General features: G+C 63.8%; 21 protein-coding genes. 10 read left to right on the plus strand and 11 right to left on the minus strand.

From position 1 onward, the window contains the following. Window positions 1–258: 258 nt before the first annotated feature. Together ABID26_RS01485 and abc-f are read right to left on the minus strand one after the other, a co-directional pair. Window positions 259–2,364 carry a molybdopterin oxidoreductase family protein gene (locus tag ABID26_RS01485; RefSeq protein ID WP_354413425.1) on the minus strand — a complete coding sequence of 702 codons (2,106 nt, stop codon included), beginning with the start codon at window positions 2,362–2,364 and terminating at the stop codon, window positions 259–261. An 85-nt stretch (window positions 2,365–2,449) separates the two neighbouring features. Then, window positions 2,450–4,327: a ribosomal protection-like ABC-F family protein gene (abc-f, locus tag ABID26_RS01490; RefSeq protein ID WP_292300279.1), complete on the minus strand. Its 1,878-nt coding sequence runs from the start codon at window positions 4,325–4,327 to the stop codon at window positions 2,450–2,452. Window positions 4,328–4,461: 134 nt separating this feature from the next. Here abc-f and ABID26_RS01495 point away from each other — a divergent pair, with 134 nt between their 5' ends. Both ABID26_RS01495 and ABID26_RS01500 read left to right on the plus strand, forming a co-directional pair. Beyond that, complete coding sequence (locus ABID26_RS01495) at window positions 4,462–4,692, plus strand: hypothetical protein (protein ID WP_126101063.1); 231 nt, start codon at window positions 4,462–4,464, stop codon at window positions 4,690–4,692. Window positions 4,693–4,959: 267 nt separating this feature from the next. Beyond that, window positions 4,960–5,601, plus strand: a complete 642-nt coding sequence (locus tag ABID26_RS01500; protein WP_292300276.1) for a lysozyme inhibitor LprI family protein — start codon at window positions 4,960–4,962, stop codon at window positions 5,599–5,601. A 409-nt stretch (window positions 5,602–6,010) separates the two neighbouring features. Here ABID26_RS01500 and ABID26_RS01505 read toward each other — a convergent pair whose 3' ends face one another. From ABID26_RS01505 to ABID26_RS01525, 5 genes are all read right to left on the minus strand, one after another. Continuing rightward, on the minus strand, window positions 6,011–6,397 hold the full coding sequence (locus ABID26_RS01505; RefSeq protein ID WP_292300275.1) for a hypothetical protein: 387 nt from the start codon (window positions 6,395–6,397) through the stop codon (window positions 6,011–6,013). An 11-nt stretch (window positions 6,398–6,408) separates the two neighbouring features. Then, window positions 6,409–6,849 carry a Ros/MucR family transcriptional regulator gene (locus ABID26_RS01510; RefSeq protein ID WP_126101066.1) on the minus strand — a complete coding sequence of 147 codons (441 nt, stop codon included), beginning with the start codon at window positions 6,847–6,849 and terminating at the stop codon, window positions 6,409–6,411. Between the two features lie 348 nt (window positions 6,850–7,197). Then, the gene (locus ABID26_RS01515) at window positions 7,198–7,401 is read right to left on the minus strand and encodes a hypothetical protein (protein ID WP_347566956.1); all 204 of its coding nucleotides are present in this window, start codon (window positions 7,399–7,401) and stop codon (window positions 7,198–7,200) included. 29 nt (window positions 7,402–7,430) lie between these two features. Then, a complete protein-coding gene (locus ABID26_RS01520; protein ID WP_292300272.1) occupies window positions 7,431–8,756 on the minus strand; it encodes a DMT family transporter in 1,326 nt (441 codons plus the stop codon). Further along, window positions 8,756–9,589: a hypothetical protein gene (locus tag ABID26_RS01525; protein WP_292300270.1), complete on the minus strand. Its 834-nt coding sequence runs from the start codon at window positions 9,587–9,589 to the stop codon at window positions 8,756–8,758. Before ABID26_RS01525 ends, ABID26_RS01520 begins: the two co-directional genes overlap by 1 nt. Window positions 9,590–9,701: 112 nt before the next feature. Between ABID26_RS01525 and ABID26_RS01530 the strand changes: the two genes are divergently transcribed. Beyond that, a complete protein-coding gene (locus ABID26_RS01530; RefSeq protein WP_354413431.1) occupies window positions 9,702–10,670 on the plus strand; it encodes a LysR substrate-binding domain-containing protein in 969 nt (322 codons plus the stop codon). A gap of 240 nt (window positions 10,671–10,910) precedes the next feature. On the opposite strand, the gene ABID26_RS01535 is transcribed toward ABID26_RS01530, so the two are convergent. After that, window positions 10,911–11,087: a hypothetical protein gene (locus ABID26_RS01535; protein ID WP_189521291.1), complete on the minus strand. Its 177-nt coding sequence runs from the start codon at window positions 11,085–11,087 to the stop codon at window positions 10,911–10,913. Between the two features lie 129 nt (window positions 11,088–11,216). On the opposite strand from ABID26_RS01535, the gene ABID26_RS01540 reads away from it, so the two are divergent. The 6 genes from ABID26_RS01540 to ABID26_RS01565 all read left to right on the plus strand — a co-directional run bounded on the left by ABID26_RS01540 (window position 11,217) and on the right by ABID26_RS01565 (window position 15,334). Continuing rightward, window positions 11,217–11,384 carry a hypothetical protein gene (locus ABID26_RS01540; protein ID WP_189521292.1) on the plus strand — a complete coding sequence of 56 codons (168 nt, stop codon included), beginning with the start codon at window positions 11,217–11,219 and terminating at the stop codon, window positions 11,382–11,384. Between the two features lie 58 nt (window positions 11,385–11,442). Further along, a complete protein-coding gene (locus ABID26_RS01545) occupies window positions 11,443–13,524 on the plus strand; it encodes an ATP-dependent helicase (protein ID WP_126101068.1) in 2,082 nt (693 codons plus the stop codon). A 135-nt stretch (window positions 13,525–13,659) separates the two neighbouring features. Further along, on the plus strand, window positions 13,660–13,965 hold the full coding sequence (locus tag ABID26_RS01550; protein WP_354413435.1) for a hypothetical protein: 306 nt from the start codon (window positions 13,660–13,662) through the stop codon (window positions 13,963–13,965). 69 nt (window positions 13,966–14,034) lie between these two features. After that, on the plus strand, window positions 14,035–14,220 hold the full coding sequence (locus ABID26_RS01555) for a hypothetical protein (protein ID WP_126101070.1): 186 nt from the start codon (window positions 14,035–14,037) through the stop codon (window positions 14,218–14,220). Window positions 14,221–14,241: 21 nt separating this feature from the next. Next, window positions 14,242–14,658 carry a DUF982 domain-containing protein gene (locus tag ABID26_RS01560; protein WP_292300261.1) on the plus strand — a complete coding sequence of 139 codons (417 nt, stop codon included), beginning with the start codon at window positions 14,242–14,244 and terminating at the stop codon, window positions 14,656–14,658. Between the two features lie 256 nt (window positions 14,659–14,914). Beyond that, the gene (locus tag ABID26_RS01565) at window positions 14,915–15,334 is read left to right on the plus strand and encodes a hypothetical protein (protein ID WP_292300259.1); all 420 of its coding nucleotides are present in this window, start codon (window positions 14,915–14,917) and stop codon (window positions 15,332–15,334) included. Window positions 15,335–15,365: 31 nt separating this feature from the next. Here ABID26_RS01565 and ABID26_RS01570 read toward each other — a convergent pair whose 3' ends face one another. The 3 genes from ABID26_RS01570 to ABID26_RS01580 all read right to left on the minus strand — a co-directional run bounded on the left by ABID26_RS01570 (window position 15,366) and on the right by ABID26_RS01580 (window position 17,590). Continuing rightward, window positions 15,366–16,151, minus strand: a complete 786-nt coding sequence (locus ABID26_RS01570; protein WP_292300258.1) for a GGDEF domain-containing protein — start codon at window positions 16,149–16,151, stop codon at window positions 15,366–15,368. A 193-nt stretch (window positions 16,152–16,344) separates the two neighbouring features. Continuing rightward, on the minus strand, window positions 16,345–16,848 hold the full coding sequence (locus ABID26_RS01575; RefSeq protein WP_292300256.1) for a hypothetical protein: 504 nt from the start codon (window positions 16,846–16,848) through the stop codon (window positions 16,345–16,347). 229 nt (window positions 16,849–17,077) lie between these two features. Continuing rightward, complete coding sequence (locus tag ABID26_RS01580) at window positions 17,078–17,590, minus strand: DinB family protein (RefSeq protein ID WP_292300254.1); 513 nt, start codon at window positions 17,588–17,590, stop codon at window positions 17,078–17,080. A gap of 54 nt (window positions 17,591–17,644) precedes the next feature. Here ABID26_RS01580 and ABID26_RS01585 point away from each other — a divergent pair, with 54 nt between their 5' ends. Beyond that, window positions 17,645–18,337 carry a glutathione S-transferase family protein gene (locus ABID26_RS01585; RefSeq protein WP_354413441.1) on the plus strand — a complete coding sequence of 231 codons (693 nt, stop codon included), beginning with the start codon at window positions 17,645–17,647 and terminating at the stop codon, window positions 18,335–18,337. Window positions 18,338–18,373 lie beyond the last annotated feature (36 nt).

Here is an 18,373-nt window from a genome sequence, read left to right on the forward strand (position 1 = left end):
TGGCGGAGCAAGGAGCGAAGCGACGCGGCGCAGACCATAGAATCCATGCCGTGACTTCGAAGCGTTGCTGCGGTGCAGAATTCTGCTCCGTTGCACTCCTTGGCGAAGGTAACGGCATGGATTCTAGGGTCTTCGCGACGGAGCTTCGCTCCTGCTCCGCCCTAGAATGACGATCGCGATGGGCGTTTCGGCCAATCTCCAACGCATGCCGCCTGCCACCGCAAACAGAGCCGACCGGTCAAAATCCCTGTGCAGTAGTCAGAGCGCCCTGAGCCAGACCTTGTTGTCGTGGAAGGCGGCTCCGCCATAGGGCGCCGGCGCGTCGGCGCCGGTGAGCACATTGATGCCTTCGCCACGTTCATGCGCGCTGTTCGGCCAGATGCCTTCGGCCACCACCACGCCGCGCTTCACGCCGTCGAAAAGCTTGGCGTGCAGCACGAGGTCGCCGCGGCGGTTGCCGACCTCGACGCGGCCGCCATCCTCGATGCCGAGCGCGGCCGCATCTTCGGGATGGAGCAGCAACTCAGGCCTGCCCTCCTTGGCCTTCGACACCGGCGTCTCGGCGAAGGTCGAGTTCAGGAAATTGCGCGCCGGCGAGGTGGTCAGCCGGAACGGATGCTCTTCGTCCGCCACCTCGATCAGGTCGACATGGTCGGGAAATTCCGGCAGCCGTTCGACCGGGCCGAACAGGCCCATGCTCTTCGGCGGCCTGCCCGGCGCCGCCTGCCCTGTCCAGTTGGCGCGGAAGTGGAATTTCTTGTCGGCATGGCCGAAGCCGTTGATGAAATGCGCGTCGTCGAAATCGGGCTGCAGGTCGACCCACTTCTGTTGCTTGAGGCTGTCGAAGCTGCCGATCCCCCGCTTGCCGAGAATGATGTCGATATGCTCGCGCTCGGTCAGGCCGAAGCCCGGTCGGTCGCCGACGCCGAGCCGCTTGCCCAGTTCCTCATTGACATAGTGGTTGGTGCGCGGCCCTTCGGGCGGCTCGATCAGCTTGGGGCCGAGCGTGATGTGCTGGTTGCCGCCGCCCTTATAGATGTCGTCGTGCTCAAGGAACATCGTTGCCGGCAGCACGACGTCGGCGAGCTTGGCCGTATCGGTCATGAACTGCTCGTGCACGCAGGTGAACAGGTCCTCGCGCAAGAAACCCTGCTTCACCAGGCGCTGCTCCGGCGCGACATTTGCCGGATTGGTGTTCTGAATCAGCATCGCCGTCACCGGCGGGCCGCCATAGAGCGCGTCCTCGGCCCCGGTCAGCACCGGACCGATGCGCGAATGGTCGAGATAGCGCACCTTCGGGTCGCGCATCGCGGTGCCTTCCAGCACGTCCTGGTTCAGCTTGAAGATGCCGGAATTGGAATGGAAGGCGCCGCCGCCCTCATGCTGCCAGGCGCCGGTGACGGCGGCGATGCAGGAGACGGCATGCATGTTGACCGAGCCGTTGCGCTGGCGCGCGAAGCCGTAGCCGAGGCGAAAGTAAGTCTTCTTCGTCGTGCCGACGAGATGCGCGAAGGCTTCGATCTCGGTGACTGTCAGCCCCGTGATGGCCGCCGCCCATTCGGGCGTGCGCGTTTTCAGATGCCCTTCCAGTCCGCGCGGATCATCGGTGTATTTTTCGAGATAGGCGCGGTCGGCAAGCCCATCGCGGAACAGCACATGCATGACCGCGCAGGCGAGCGCGCCATCCGTGCCGGGCTTGAGCACCAGGCCGAGATCGGCCTGCTTCATCGTGGCGTTGTCATAGATGTCGACGACGACGATCTTGGCGCCGCGTTCCTTGCGCGCCCTGGTGGCGTGGCTCATGACATTGACCTGCGTGACCACGGCATTCGTGCCCCAGATCACCACGCAGTCGGACTTTGCCATCTCGCGCGGATCGGGACCGCGGAGCGCACCCGCTCCCATCATCCAGCCGGTCCAGGCAAGATTGGTGCAGATCGAGCCGAAGAAGCCCGAATATTTCTTGGCATGCCGCAGCCGTTCGATGCCATCGCGCTGCACCAGCCCCATCGTGCCCGCATAGAAATATGGCCAGACCGTTTCCGAGCCGTATTTCGCTTCGGCGGCGATGAATTTTTCGGCGACGAGATCGAGCGCGGCCTCCCAACTGGATTCCTTCCAGGCGCCCTCTCCCTTGCCGCCCGAGCGCACCAGCGGCTTCAGCAGGCGATCCGGATGATGGACGCGGTCCGCATAGCGGGCGACCTTGGCGCAGACGACGCCAGATGTGTAGGTGTTGGCCTTGGCACCGTGGACGCGGCCGATGCGGTTGCCGTCGAGCAACTCGACCTCGAGTGCGCAGGTCGAGGGGCAGTCATGCGGACAGGCCGAATGGCCGATCTTGAGCTTGGCGTGCTGGTTCATGCTCGGGTGTGTAGCGGGTTTTATCGGAGAGGTGTAGGGCCAGATGATTAGCTAATCTCCCCCCTTGAGGGGGGAGATTACGCAGTCATTCCGCAATCCCTTCCTCATACTCCGCAGACATCGTCAGCCATTTGTCCTCGTTCACGGCAAGTGTGTGCGCCAGCTGCGAGCGCTCCTTGGCCAGCCGCGTCGCGGTCGAAGGGTCCTTCTCGTAGATCGCCGGGTTGGCGAGCTCGTCCTCGATCAGGTCGATGCGCTTGCGGATGCGGTCCATCAGCGCCTCGGTGGCGCGGATTTCTTTGGCAAGCGGCTCGAGCGCCGAGCGCCGAGCGGCCGCTTCGCGGCGGCGGTCGGCTTTGGAGGCCTTGTCAGCTTCCTTCTGCTCGCGACGGTTGGACGAAACGCCGGTGACCAGGGTCTTGTAGTCCTCGAGGTCGCCGTCATAGGGATTGACCGCGCCGTCCTTGACCAGCCAGAGCCGGTCGGCCGTGGCCTCGAGCAGATGCCGGTCGTGCGAGATCAGGATCACGGCGCCAGGGAAATCGTTGAGCGCATGGATCAGCGATTCACGGCTGTCGATGTCGAGGTGGTTGGTCGGCTCGTCGAGGATGAAGAGGTTCGGCCCTTCGAAGGCCGAAAGACCCATCAAAAGACGCGCCTTCTCGCCGCCGGACAGGTCCTTCGCCGCGGTGTTCATCTTCTCGGTCGACAGGCCGAACTGGGCGACGCGGGCGCGCACCTTGGCTTCCGGCGCGTCCCGCATCAGCCGGCGCACATGTTCATAGGCGCTTTCCTCGGGGCGCAGATCGTCGAGCTGATGCTGGGCGAAGATCGCCACCTTCAGCCCCGGCGCGATCGTCATGGTGCCGGTCTCCCCTTTCAGGCGGCCGGCGAGCAGCTTGGCGAAGGTCGACTTGCCATTGCCGTTGGCGCCGAGCAGCGCGATGCGGTCGTCGGCATCGATGCGCAGCGTCATCTTCTTCAAGACCGGGTTGCCCTCGGTGTAGCCGACATTGACGGCGTTCAGCGCCACGATCGGCGAAGCCACCGTCTTGACTGGCTCCGGGAAGGAGAACGGCCTCACCGTATCGTTCACTACCGCCGCGATCGGCTTCAGCTTCTCCAGCGCCTTCAGGCGCGACTGCGCCTGCCTGGCCTTCGATGCCTTGGCGCGGAAGCGCTCGACGAAGGATTCCATGTGTTTGCGCTGCGCTTCCTGCTTGACGCGGCTCTTTTCCTGCAATTCGCGCTGCTCGGTGAGCTGGCGCTCGAACTGGTCGTAGCCGCCGCGCCAGAAGGTCAGCTTCTTCTGGTCGAGATGGACGATCGAGTTGACGGCACGATTGAGCAGGTCGCGGTCGTGCGAGATCAAGAGCACCGTGTGCGGGTACTTGGAGACATAGTTCTCCAGCCACAGCGTGCCTTCGAGGTCGAGATAGTTGGTCGGCTCGTCGAGCAGCAGAAGATCCGGCTCGGAGAAAAGCACTGCCGCAAGAGCCACGCGCATGCGCCAGCCGCCCGAGAAGGACGAAGCGGGCCGCTTCTGCGCGGCGTCATCGAAGCCGAGGCCGGCGAGGATGGTGGCGGCGCGGGATTCGGCCGAATGCGCGTCGATGTCGGCGAGCCGCGTATGGATTTCGGCGATGCGATGCGGATCGGTGGCGGTCTTTTCCTCCTCCAGCAGCGCCGCACGCTCGACATCGGCCTTAAGCACGATGTCGATCAGCGGCTCCTCGGTGCCCGGCGCTTCCTGCGCCACCTGGCCGATACGGGTGTTTTTCGGCAGGCTGATCGAGCCGGTCTCGGAGGGGAAATCGCCGGTGATTGCCTTGAACAGCGTCGTCTTGCCGGTGCCGTTGCGGCCGACGAGGCCGGCCTTGGTGCCGGCCGGCAAGGTCAGCGAGGCATGGTCGAGAAGCAAGCGCCCCGCCATGCGCAGCGAGAGGTCGTTGATGATAAGCATGGCCGGGCTTTTGCACGGGACGCCGGCGCTTCGCAAGAGCCAGGGCCGGGATCAGGGCTCGCCGTGTCCGGCCGCCGGTCATTCAACCAAGGCCGATCAGGGAACCAGTTGCCGGCCGGAGCGTTTTGAGGCCCGTGATCCGCTATTTCGCCCTCGCCTTCATCTTCTTCCAGGTCGCCACGACCGCGGCGCTGGCGACGCAGCTGGTGCTGTTTGAGGACGAGACGGCTGCAGTGCTCTCCCCCGTCGAACCCGTGAACGGGGCGCAGGCACAGCCGATCTCCCCCCAAGTGGGAGAGATGGCCGGCAGGCCAGAGGGGGGCGCGCCGGAACACCTGCTGATCCAGATTGATTCCGGAAAATAGTCTCAAGCGTCGCCTATGAATGATTGAGAGACTGGCGGAACAGTGCCCCCTTGTGCCCTGCCCGTCCTCCGCAGCAGCTGCGCTGCAGTTACGGAGGATGGACCGGACATCTCCTTTACTTGGCGAGATTGCGGGCTCCTCTGCTTTCGCCAATCACCGCCGGTCACACTTTGCTTGCCATGTCACCGATTTGACGTTGATCGCTGCTATCAGCTCAACCTATGCTGGCGCGAGCGGCGGGCTTTGCGGACATCATGAGGTGATCCAATGAAGCGACTGTTCTGCGCCGCCGGTCTCGCCCTGCTTATCACCACGCCCGCGGCCCTTGCGGCAGCGCCAGACTGCGCAGCGGCAAAGACGCAGGCCGATCTAGCAACCTGCACAGCCAAGGACGCGGCTTCGGCCGATACCGCGCTCAACGCTGTCTACAAGGTGCTATCGGAGCGCCTCGCTCCCACCGATCAGCAACGCCTGCGTGACGCGCAGCGCGCCTGGATCCCGTTCCGCGACAAGGAATGCGCCTTCCGCACCCAGCCCTATGCCGATGGTTCGGTGTATTCGAGCTTGGTCGAAACTTGTAAGACGGATTTGACGAAGGCGCGGCTGGCGCAGTTGCAGCACCAACTGCAATGCGCGGAAGGCGACCTCTCCTGCGTGCCGCAAGCCGCCGCCGTCAAACCGGCGACGGCCGCCCCCGCAAGCCAGAACGACAGGCGGCCATGCGTGCAATCGGCCGGCAAGGCGAAGTCGGACCAATATGTCTCGCAATGCATCCAGGTGTCGCCGGCGACCAATCCGCCCTGCAACGGTGCGAACGCGTGCAGCATGATGATCGACGAGATCAAAAGAGGCTGCGCCATGATCGGCAACGACAACCCGCCGGCCTTCTGTTCCGCCTACAAGGGCTAAGCGGCACGGCGGGCCTGGCCATTCGGCCCGACTCGCCCTCCGTCAATCGGGGGCTATGACCATCCCCTGCGGAGATCACGCCAGCCGGCCAAGACAACCGCAAGTTTCGCATTGCCTTATATTAGTGCACCGGTATCGATAGCACCAAAAAAAGTGCTGAAATCTTTTCGGCCAGACGGGATGCTTATCGAAAATTTGATTTCAGTTTTGCCTCGATCCTGCGAACTTACCAATGCGTCGTGAGTCGCGCGTACGCGCCAACAACAAAAAACAATAAAACAATAACTTGATTGTGTCAGGAGCTCACGATGGGCGAGGCGGCCAACGATCTGCGCATGTTGAGATATGTCGCGGAGATCACGCGTAAGTTGGCGAAGATGCTTTCACGCACGCGCTATCAGATGCTTGTCTATTTTCTGGAGATGACCGCGATCGAGGCCGACAACCTTGCAACGGCGCAGGATCCCGAAGCCAAGGCTGTCGGGGCGTCAATGCCACCCAAATCCCGCGATTGAACGCGCGCGATGACGCGATCGACGGCGCCAAGGCATCTCAGCCGTCGCGCCTCAACGATCAGCCGATCGTCATGCTCGACGATGGCGCGCTCGAAATTGTCGAGCGCGTCGAGCGCAGCGCGCAGATCGACGGCCGGCATGCCTGCCGAGAACAAGGCGCGGCGCGCCTCGACCCCCTCGCCGGCATCGACGGAAGACTGGCTGGCCACTCTGCGACGCAGGGCGTCGAGCATGGCCAAGCGGTCGGCCGACGGCGTGGCGTCGTCCGTTGCAGGCAACATGGCCGCCGACCTCAGGCCTTGGTTTTGCGCTTGCCCTTGGCGGCATCCGCGGCCGGCTTGCGGCCCAGGCCGGAAGACTTGGCGAGCGCCGAACGGGTGGCCGAATAGCTGGGCGCCACCATCGGATAGTCTGCCGGCAGGCCCCATTTGGCGCGGTACTCGTCCGGCGTCAGCCCATGGTCGGTCGACAGGTGCCGCTTCAGCGACTTGAACTTCTTTCCGTCCTCTAGGCAGACGATGTAATCGGGGAACACCGAGCGCTTCGGATTGACGGCCGGCGTCAGCGGCGCGCTCTCCTTGACGGCGGCGGCGCCGGCGAGCTTGCGCACCGATGCGCTGACGCTGGCGATCAGATCAGGCAGGCCGGAAGCCGGAAGCGGATTGTTGCCTACATAGGCCGAAACAATGTCGGCGGTCAGCTCGATTGCAGTCTTGTCGTCGATATTGGACAATTTTTTCACCCTCTGCTGGCTCTCAAAGTGACCAGCTGTTTTTAAGACTTTGGTCTAGGTATCGTATTGGACCTGTCCCCCAACGGACCGTCCAGAGTCAGTAAAGGCACGAGACTCAATACCGAAGGTACGTTTTCACTATGGGTCGCGACCGCGCAAGTTAGGAATTCTAATACCTATAACAAACACTTTACAGAGCTGGAGGCTCGCACGGGTGCGTATGACGCAACAGCACTTCAATTTTTGCGAGTAATTCCTGCAAAAATCGAAATTCAGGACGAAAGCCGATACTGTCGGCAGCATGGCGTCCGGGTTGCCGATCATGCCCGATTCGCCACTGCGAGTCGCTCATTTCGCCGCGGCTCGACGTTCTGCCCGCCTGTCGTCAGCCAGGATCTCCAGCACACGCTTCCAGCGCGCGCAGCGGCCGAAATCCTTCTGCTCGATGGCCTTCTCGGCCTTCATGGCGGCATAGAGCGGCGCCTCGGCGCCGAATTCCTTCACCAGCCAGTGCGCCTCTTGCCGGGCGCGGCGTTCGTCGTCGTCAAGTATGATCCCTGGCATGCTTCCTGACATGGTCTTCAGACCTCCGAGCGTTCGATGCCGACAGCAATACAACTGCCGATGACGAGGACGGCGCCGGCGACGGCCGTCATCGACAGGCTTTCGCCCGACAGCGCCAGCAAAAGCGTGGAAGCGATCGGCGTGAGATACGCAACGACCGCGAGCCGCCCACCCTGGTCGAGGCTCAGCGCGCGCGACCAGAAATAATAGCCGAGCCCCATCGGCCCGGCGCCGAGATAAAGGCCGAACAGCAAGTGCATGCCGCCCAGGCCGGCGGCGCCGTCATGCAGGCACCAGGCGAAGGTGAGCGTAACGCCGATCAGCGCCGAGGGCAGCAAAAGCCGATCCGGCGGCACGGCAAGGCGGCCGACGGCGAGCGAATAGAAGGCCATGCAAAGTGCTGAGCCGAAGGCGGCGCAATAACCGACGAGGCTGCCTTCGAGCCAGGCGTGCGCGCGCCCGCCGGAGATGACCAGCGCCACGCCGGCGAAGCCGAGCGCGGCGGTGAGCCCAAGCAGCAGCGGACGCCTCGGGCGGCCGAGCAGGATAATCGCGGCGGCGACCATCAGCGGCCATGTGTAGGCTACGAGATTGGCCTCGATGACCGGCATCGAAGCAAAGGCGATGTATTGCAGCACCATGGTGCCGACCAGGCCGATGAAGCCGACGGCGTAGGCCTGAGTCGACCTCCCCTTCTCCCCTTGTGCAGGGCTGTCCGGGGAAAATCTTTGCACAACGCAGACGAGTCTTTGCTCGCGCTTTCGCAACCTTCGATGGGCGCGACGTCCATTGTTTTTGCCGGCCAGCCGCAGCAGGTGCGGAAGAAAGAGCACCGATTGGGGTCCAAAGCTCGAAAAATGCAATCGATGCGAGTCCTCCATGGCCCTGTTCGCAACCGAAAAACTTTCCCCGGACAGCCCTGCCCCTTGTGGGAGAAAGTGGATCGGCGCGCAGCGCCGAGACGGATGAGGGGTGTTGGAAGAAACTCCAGCGTCGGCGATCCTTCCAGCAGCCCTCATCCGACTTCGCTTCGCGAGGCCACCGCCCGGGGGCGAGCCACGGGTCTCGCCCCGTCCTTCGGACCCCACAAGGGGAGAAGGAAAGAGCCTGATCAGCGCAAAGACCAGGGCTGCGCCGCAGAACTGCAGGAACTGCACATGCGATACCGGGTGGTTGGCAAGCAGCGTCTTGCCGACCAGGGCATTGGTCGCCCACAGCGCGACCGCGCCGAAGGCAAACGCCAGCGCCGCCGTGGAGGTGCCGGATCGGGATTGGCGGCTCTCGGCCATGACCGGAGCGAGGCTCGGCGACGCCGAAGGCAGCCGAGCCAGGTCATCGTTCACTACCACGACTCCCTTGCTCCGCCCGAGACGGGCTCTGCGGCCGGCTTCGGCACGGGATGCTCTTCGGCATGGCGGCGATAGGCGGGCAGCTGGTTCGTCCAGACATCGTCGGCGAGCTCGTTCACCCAGGCGCGGTCGTGGTCGTTGTCGGCGGCGAGGTAGAACATCCGGTTGTCGTCGACATAGGGCTTCGTCGCCGAACGCTGGTTGAGCACCAGGGTGACGCGCGAGCCGAGCTGGATGGGCGCGGTGCGATGGAGCACGCCGAGGAACTGGCCGAGCGTGGCGTAGTTCATCTTGTGATCGATGCGCATGACCTTGTTGCGCGGCAGGTCGCGGCCGGATTCGAGGAGGGCGCGGCCGGTCTCGGAATCGTCGCAATAGATTTCAAGATGGCCGCCGATCAGAGGGTCGCTGATCGAGAGCGGAATGAGCTCCGTCACCGGGACGCCGTCGCAGTGCCATTCGACGGCGCCGTCCTTGGGGTTCATGAAGGTGACGGTCGAGCCGACGATCGACAGCGGATAGGGTTCGAGCTTGGTGCCCATCATATCGGACAGCCGTTCCAGGCGCAGCTTGTCGTTGAGCAGCTCCTTGATCTCCGGAATGTAGCGGTCGGCGCCGGTGATGAAGGTGAGATCGAGATGCTTGTGCACGGCATGGCTGGCCTTGAGCTTGAGCGCCGCCTCCTCGATCGCGGCGAGCAGCGCGGGGTCGTAGCCATGCAGATACTGGGCGACGCCGAAGCTCGACACTTTCCACGCCGTATCATGACCGATGATGGCTTCACGGCTCATCGCATAGCGCAGTTCGGGGATTGTATGGGCGTTCATTCTACTTCTCCAAGGTGGGGGCAACACTTGGTAAACAGTCGATTAAGCCGCCCGCCCCTGTAAATTTAGGAATGCTGGTGCTACTTTAAGCCCAGCTAAAGGTCGAAACCCCGTGCGTCTGCTCAGTCAGGTCAACCTAAACTCGCTGAAAATCGTCGAGAGCGCCGCCAGGCACAAGAACTTCACGCGCGCCGGCGAAGAGCAGTTCATCACCGCTTCCGCCGTCAGCCAGCGGGTGAAGAGCCTGGAGGACCAGCTGCGATTCAAGATCTTCCAGCGCGGCGGCAATGCGGTGTCGCTGACGCCCGAGGGCGAGACCTATGTGGCGCGTGTGCGCGAGGCGCTGGAGCGGATCGTGGCGGCCAGCATGGAGGCTACCGGCCAGTCGCAGGCACATGTGCTCAGGATCTGCGTTTTGCCGACCTTCGCGGCGCGCTGGCTGTTTCCGCGGCTTTCCACTTTCCAGCGGCAGTATCCCGACATCGAGATGCGGGTCTCGACCTCCTACGCGACGCATGAATTCTCGACCTCCGAGTACGACCTCGAGATCCGCTACGGCGACGGCAATTTTCCGGGCCTCAATTCCGAGTTGCTGTTCAAGGAGGATTTGACGCCGGTGTGCAGCCGCAAGCTGTTCCACGAGGTGCTGGGCGACAAGCCGCTGTCGAAGGTGACGCCGGAGGACCTCAGGCACTTCACCTTGCTTCACTCCGACACCTGCACCCAGAACTGGCAGTCCTGGCTGGGTTTTGCCGGCGCAAGCTTCGTGCTCGGCGAGACCAAAAGCATCTATTTCGATTCCTGCATGATGTCCTACGAGGCGGCCAATGCCGGCATGGGCTTTGCCGTCGCCAACCGCGCCTATATGGCGAGCGACATCCGCGCCGAGCGGCTGGTGGCGCCCTTCGCGGTGCATCATCCCAACACCGCCGGCTGGTATTTCGTCAGTCCCATCAAGGCGCTCGGCGCGCGCAAGGTGGAGCTGTTCAAGCAGTGGATCATGGCCGAAGCGGCGCTGACGCAACGCCAGCTGGACCTCGAGATCGCCGGCATACCGGTGCGGCGGGCGGCAATGGCGTGAGGCTGCCGACCCGAAACGCAACTCTTTCCGATCCCAGGTCTCTTGAAATTTCCGCACTTGCCGAGCTCTCTGTAGCCGGCTAGCGCGATCGCACCATGACGCGGCGGAGAGACTCAGCTATCTTTGACCGTGCGGCGGGCCTGATTTCCCGCTTGGCCGGCGCTTTCCAGCTTCCTCCCAAGCAGCGCCGGCCTTCTTCTGTGGCGGCGCCACTTCATTTCCCGACCACATCGCCGGTGATTACTGCTTCGGTGGCGTGCCCGGCTGGTCGCCGCCAGTGGTCGATTTCGGCACCGGGTTCTTGTCGAGTTGCGGGTTCTGGTCGACGGCGGGCGCCTTGGTCGGCGGCACGCTGTTGTCGCAGGCGGCGAGCGCGAGCCCTGCCGCAAGGGCCAGCAGCACAGGAAGCTTCTTCATGACGACCTCCTCTCGTTCGCCCCTTTCTTTGAGGCAAACGAGGCGGCTGCGGTTTGGTTGCGTGGGCTGCGGGAACCAACCGGCCTGCCTCCGGTTGAACTTTCAATCGAACTGCGTGAGGAGCTGGTCATGATCCGTCTGCTGCTTGTCGGCCTGTTCGCCTATGCGACCTACCGCGTCACGATGAGGATCATCGAGGAAGTGCCCGGCGACGTCGCCCCGCTGGACATGCCGGGCGATGAACGGCGTGCGCTGCGGCGCCAGTCGGCGGCGATGGGAGTTGAGCCGAAAAGGTAGTCTCCCCCGAGGGGGAGATCCCCGTTGCGAACAAAGCGGAAACGATGCTTGATGGGCGATGAACATCGCCGCCCGTGATTCGTCCTTCGAAGCTCCCGCCTATCTTGCCCGGCTGAACGACGAGCAGCGGCTGGCGGTGGTGCACGGCGACGGCAAGGTGGCGGCGCCGCTTCTGGTGATCGCCGGCGCCGGCTCAGGCAAGACCAACACGCTGGCGCATCGCGTCGCCCATCTCATCGTCAAGGGCGCCGATCCGCGCCGTATCCTGCTGATGACGTTTTCGCGCCGCGCCGCAGCCGAAATGGCCAAGCGCGTCGAGCGCATCGCCGGCGAGGTGCTGGGGCGCGATGCCGCGATCATCACTGATGCGCTCGCCTGGGCCGGCACTTTCCACGGCATCGGCGCAAGGCTTTTGCGCGACTATGCGGAGCAGATCGGCCTCGACCCGGCCTTCACCATCCATGACCGCGAGGATTCCGCCGACCTGATGAACCTCGCGCGCCACGAGCTCGGCTTTTCCAAGACAGAAAGCCGCTTTCCGACCAAGGGCACTTGTCTTCAAATCTACTCCCGCGCGGTCAATGCGCAGGCGCCGCTCGGCGAGGTGCTGGGCTCGGCCTTTCCGTGGTGCGCGGCATGGGCGGACCAGCTCAAAGAGCTGTTCGCGGCCTATGTCGAGGCCAAGCAGGCGCAGAACGTGCTCGATTACGACGACCTGCTGCTCTACTGGGCGCAGATGGCGGCGGAGCCGGAGATCGCCGCTCACCTTGGCTCGCGCTTCGACCATGTGCTGGTCGATGAATACCAGGATACCAACCGGCTGCAGGCCTCGATCCTCTTGGCGCTGAAGCCGGACGGCGCCGGCTTGACCGTGGTGGGCGACGACGCGCAGTCGATCTATTCCTTCCGCGCGGCGGAAGTGCGCAACATCCTCGATTTCCCAAAGCAGTTCGCGCAAGGCGCCGAGATCGTCATGCTGGAGCGCAATTACCGGTCGACCGAGACGATCCTTGCCGCCGCCAACAAGGTCATCGGCGAGGCGAGCGAGCGCTTCACCAAGAACCTGTGGACCGAGCGCAGATCCTCGCACAAGCCGCAACTGGTGAGCGTGCGCGACGAAGCCGAGCAGGCCAATTATGTCTGCCAGGCGATCCTCGCGGAGCGCGAGGCCGGCACGGCGCTGAAGGCGCAAGCCGTGCTCTTCCGCGCCTCGCACCACAGCGGCCCGCTTGAGGTGGAGCTGACGCGCCGCAACATCCCTTTCGTGAAATTCGGCGGCCTGAAGTTCCTCGACGCCGCCCATGTCAAGGACATGCTGGCGATGCTGCGCTTTGCCGAGAACCCGCGCGACCGCGTCGCCGGTTTTCGCGTGCTGCAGCTCATGCCCGGCATCGGCCCTTCGGCCGCCTCGCAGATCGTCGAAGCGATGGCGACGTCGCTGGACGAGACGCTGGGCCTTGCCCGCTTCCGGCCGCCGCAGCGCGCGGCGCAAGACTGGCCGGTCTTCCTCGACATCTACAGCGGGCTGCGCGCAGGCCCGAAATGGCCGGCCGACTTGGAGCGGATCAGGCTCTGGTACGAGCCGCATATGGAGCGCATCCATGAGGATGCTGTCACGCGCCGGGCGGACCTTTTGCAGCTCGAGCAGATCGCGTCGGGCTATCCCTCGCGCGAGCGTTTCCTGACCGAGCTGACGCTCGATCCGCCCGACGCCACCAGCGACCAGGCCGGGCCGCCGCATCGCGACGAGGATTACCTCATCCTGTCGACCATCCATTCGGCCAAGGGCCAGGAATGGAAGAACGTCTTCGTGCTCAACACCGTCGACGGCTGCATCCCGGCCGATCTCGGCGTCGGCACCAAGGAGGACATCGAGGAGGAGCGCCGGCTGCTCTATGTGGCGATGACGCGGGCCAAGGACAGCCTGCATCTGGTGGTGCCGCAGCGCTTTTATCCGCACAACCAGCCGGCGCGCGGCGACCGCCACGTCTATGCCTCGCGCACCCGCTTCATCCCGGCCTCGATGCTTTCGGCCTTCGAGCAGTCGTCCTGGGCAAGCGCGACGATCAAGGACGACCCGCGCCAAAGGCCGGGCGTGAAGATCGATCTCGGCGCGCGCATGCGCGGCATGTGGAAATAGCGCCCCGGAACATCACTGGACGGCCTCCGCACCCAGTCGCGAAGCCGCCGCGACCGGCGGCCCACGGCCTTCGCCATGGAACTTTTCACCCGATAACGGATTTCCGTTAGTAAAATCTAATGCAAGGAGGCAGTTATGAAGAATCTCATTCTCGCCGCCATCCTGGGCGTGGCTACCTTGGCGCCAGTGACGGTTCCGACACAGGCTACGAGCCTGACCATCACCACCGATGACGGCATGGGCAGGTATAATGACGGCTACTATTGGCGCCGTCATCATATGCGCGACGACAGCTGGCGCTACAGAGGCCGATATGAGATGCGCGACTGGCGCAGCCATCGCCACAATCGCGACTGCATGGTCAGGGTGCACAAGCGCTGGCGTCATCATCGCCTGGTCGTGAAGAGGGTCTGGAGCTGCGGCCTCCACAGAGGCTGGTGAGGGCAAGCTCGGAGCGCAGTCACCGAAGCGTGACGCGGGCCTCGAAACACCCATGAGAACAGGTGGAAAATGCGCTTGATCCCATCGGCGATGAGTTGGCGGCAACGGCTCGGCGAGCTGGCCGGCCAGCTCTTCGTCAACATTGTCGCGGCATTGATCGCAGGGGTCGCGATCCTCCTGCTGGTGCTGTCGGCGCACTACCAGATCCCGCAACCTCCGACGGAAGCGACAATCACAGCCGGCTCCGGCCCATAACGTCTGCCCTCCGGAAGGCAGGTGGAAAAGATCTCCAACGACGGAACCTCCCGCCGCAAGGCGCGTTGTGTGGCGTCCTACCCCAAGACCGAGGCTGGCAGCCCGCTGTCCTCTGCTCCAATTCGAGAGGTCGAAATGCACGACAGGATGTTCTTCACCCCGGTCGCGGTCAGTGTCGGCGCCGGCCATAAGCGCATGATCGCCTCGCTGTCAGGCATGCACGAGTTGCTGACCGAGTTCCCGCCGTCGCGCCGGCGGCTGAGCTACGGCGCCGCGGCGAAGGCTTGCGAAGCCGCGCGGGCCGGAGACATCTCCGCCGAATCGGCGCGCGACGCGCTGATCACCTTCGCGGTGACCGCCGGCATCCTGTGGCCGGCGGACCAGCCGATCGTCTCGGTGAAACCAGCCGCGCGCGGCCATAGCGGCCTCGCAAGCTGAAATCAGCCGGCCGGCACGGCCGACAGAGGCCCTGACAAAACCCGCCTGGGACGACTCTCGGGCGGGTTTTTTTCGTTCAACCTGACCTTCCGACTGCATGCCGCTGCCTCCGCCGGAAACTTTTCCGGCGCTGCGTGAAACATCGCATGGAACAGGCCGCTACGTGAAACATCGCACAGAACCGCCCGTTGCGTGAAACATCGCACAGAACATTCGCACTCCCCATGCAGGTTTGCGGACATGCTGCGGGGGGCGAATGTTTCTCGATCGCGACCAGTTCAAGCCGGCGGCGGAAATGAGGCTCGCCCGGGACAAAACGTCGATCCGCGTCACGATCACGGACCAGAAGGCGTGCGAGTTCAGCGAGGCCGTCTATGCCTGGATCACTGCCGACGGCAAGCCGGTCAGGATCGGCACTTGCGGCTCATCGGCGGGCAAGCGCCTGCTCTCCTATCCAGGCTACATCAACCGGAGCTTGGCCGGACGCGGCGGCACAACGCCGAAATGGGAAGCGTTGAAGTGGCTGGGCCTGCTGACCGCGCATGGCATGCTGACGGCAGTCGTGCATCAGCCTGAGCCGACATTGACGGCAGCCGGCCTGATCAGGCCGTATATCGACGTCCAGCGCCAGCTGATCCGCCGGTACAGGCCGCTGCTCAACCGCAACCACCGGTGATGCAGGCCAGGTCTCTGCCGCGAGGAGCCGATCAATGGAACGTGCCGGCGACGTCGTCCGACCGTACGCCACGCGGGCTTTCGAAGCTCACCTGGTCGCGTCCGTTCGACTTCGCCTTGTAGAGATGCCTGTCGGCGACCTTGAACATGTCGTGATAGGTGGTGGGCCCGCTGAAGGCGATGCCGCCGATGCTGACCGAGAGCGGGTATGACTGCCCGCCGGGCGCGAACTCGGCCTCGCGGATGCGCAGCCTGATCGTCTCCGCGACCAGGAAGGAGCGCGTCGCGTCGGCGCCCGGAAGAAAGACCGCGAATTCCTCGCCGCCGATGCGTCCGACGATGTCGGCGCCGTGGAGCTGGCCCTGGATCGTCCTGGCGATCAGCTTCAGCGCCTGGTCGCCGCAATCGTGGCCAAGACGATCGTTGATCGACTTGAAATGATCGGCGTCGACGATCAGCAGCGCGCCGGCATCGGCGACTACATGGCTGCGCGCCTGATCGAGATAGGCCTCGACCAGCATCGAGAAGGCGCCGCGGTTGAAGACCGCCGTCAGGCTGTCGGTCGCGGCGACAATGCTGAGCTCCTTCTGGGCGATCGCCAGCTGGCGCATCTTCCACATCAGGAAGAACAGGAAGGAGCCGCCAAGCACAAGCGGCAGGAACAGGTCGGTGAGCTTGGCCCAAAGCAGGGCATCGGGCGATAGCGAGGGAAAATTGAAGGAATCGACAAAGAAAGCAGCCGCAATGAAGAAAGCCGTGCCGGCGACGGTGACCAGCGCGACCCTGCCCCAACTGGTGGCAGACAAATCGATGCGCATGTCATTGCTCCCACTGCAACTCACTCATTGTGCAGCGCGAGCACAAACGAAGTCCTAATACATTAGCTTCAGTGCAAGCTTGGTTAACCAGCAGCCAAGGACCAGAGGCGTGGCGGTCGAGAAAGCCCGCCGGCGGCTTTCTCGACTCTGAACCTTCTCGCTCCGCTCGGGCGCTTTCCTTAAATTAATTGCCTTATCGGCCGGCGCCGAGGCCATCCACTCCACCAAACAAGGCGTCGGGACCGGTGGTGGCCCCCATGGAGCCGCCAACCGAAGCGCCCGTGCCGGCGTTGAAGCCGCCAGAGCCGCCTACGGTGGCACCGCCGACGCCGCCCGTCGCACCGAACGAAGTGCCGGTGCCAGCGGTGCCGCCAATCGAGGTCCCTGCGCCGGTGTTCAAGCCGCCGGAGCTACCCGAACCGACGCCGCCGATATCGATGCCAAAGCCGATGTCGAGACCGGTTGAACCGCCGATCGAGGTTCCCGCGCCGGTGTTCAAACCGCCCGAGCTGCCCACGCCGACGCCACCGATATTGCTGCCAAGGCCGGTGCCGAGACCGGTCGAGCCGCCAAGACCGGTGCTGATGCCGCCGCCGGTGGATGCGCCGACACCAATTCCAGCAGCATTCGCCGGCACGGCGAGAATGGCGATGCCGCCGACCAATATGCCGGCGATTTTCGCTACGATACCATTCATGGCATTCTCCTTCGTTGCCATACTTTTGCGCACCGCATCGCCGGAGCACTGTGTCCGTGCGCATGCCTGTGCGAGGGGGAACGAGGGAATACGAATGGAACCGGTCAGGGTTCCCTATTTTCCAGGGAAAAATTCGTTGTTCTAAAATGCAATACGACTTTTCCTTAATGTTTGAGTTTGATCAACAGTAGCTGAGGCGAGGCGCGACCGGCATCGCCGCGGCGCAACCTCAGGCGTAGGCGCGGCCTTCCTCGGCGCGCTGGAACAGCATCAGGTCGAGCGGCACGGAAGGCCGGCCTAGCACGGTGAGGCACATATGCGCCTGGCCGCGGTGATGGGTCTGATGATTGAAGAAATGGCTGAGCGCCGGCGCCAGCCGCTGCGAGACGGTGCGCATGTCGGAAAGTGTCATGTAGGAGAAGCGGCCGGCGAGCGCCTTCTCGCTCATGCCGCCGACCCAGTCCATGATCCGTTTGTCCTCCGCCTCGCGCGCGGTGCGCAAAGGTTGCAACGCCTTGTAAAGAATGGCGTCAAGTGACGACGGTGCGTGTCCCTCGCCAGTGAAACGCTTCATCCAGATACGGTCGGCGGTCAGGATATGGTTGAGCGTTCCCATCATAGAGCCGAAGAAGGCGCCGGTATCGCGATTGAATTCCTCGTCGCTGAGATCGGCAGCGGCATCGTAGATGCGCGCATTGGCCCATTGATTGTAGGCCGCAAACATCATGAAATGCTGTTTCATTCTTCCATCCGGTTCGCAACGAATCCCGGCTCTTCGTAACCCGCAGGAACGACAATGACCATTCTGTTCTATGACCTCGTCGGCCACGACGCCCAGCGCCCGTTCAGTCCGCATTGCTGGAAGACCAAGATGGCGTTGGCCCACAAGGGGCTCGACGCCACCAAGGTGCCGACGCGCTTCCTGGAAGTGCCTAAGGTGGAAGACGGCGTGTCGAAGACGGTGCCGGTGATCCGCGACGGCGATCGCGTCATAGCCGACTCCTTCGCCATCGCGCTTTATCTCGACGAGGCCTATCCCGAGCGGCCGACGCTGTTTTCCGGCGAAGGCGGCAAGGCGACGGCGCGCTTCATCGAGCGCTGGTCGCAGTTCACCATCCACCCTTACATCGCCACGGTGGCGCTCACCGATCTCAACGCCATGCAGGATGAGACGAACGCCGCCTATTTCCGCGAGAACCGCGAACAGCGCTACGGCAAGCGACTGGAAGAGGTGGTGGCCGGCCGCGACGGAGGGCTCGCCGGCTTCCGCGCCTCGCTGGAGCCGCTGCGCTCGATGTTCAGCTACCAGCCCTTCATCGGGGGAGCCTCGCCGCTGTTTGCCGATTACATCGTCTTCGGCGCGCTGCAATGGGCGCGCGTCGCCTCGCCCTACCGGCTGCTCGACGACAGCGACAGCGTGTCCCAATGGTTCGAGCGCTGCCTCGACCTGCATGGCGGGATCGGCCGGCAGGTTGCGGCGGCGGCGTGACGGAAGTCTTTGCTTTTGATGCATGTCGTTCTCCCA

This window comes from Mesorhizobium shonense, from assembly GCF_040545255.1.
Taxonomy (GTDB): domain Bacteria; phylum Pseudomonadota; class Alphaproteobacteria; order Rhizobiales; family Rhizobiaceae; genus Mesorhizobium; species Mesorhizobium shonense.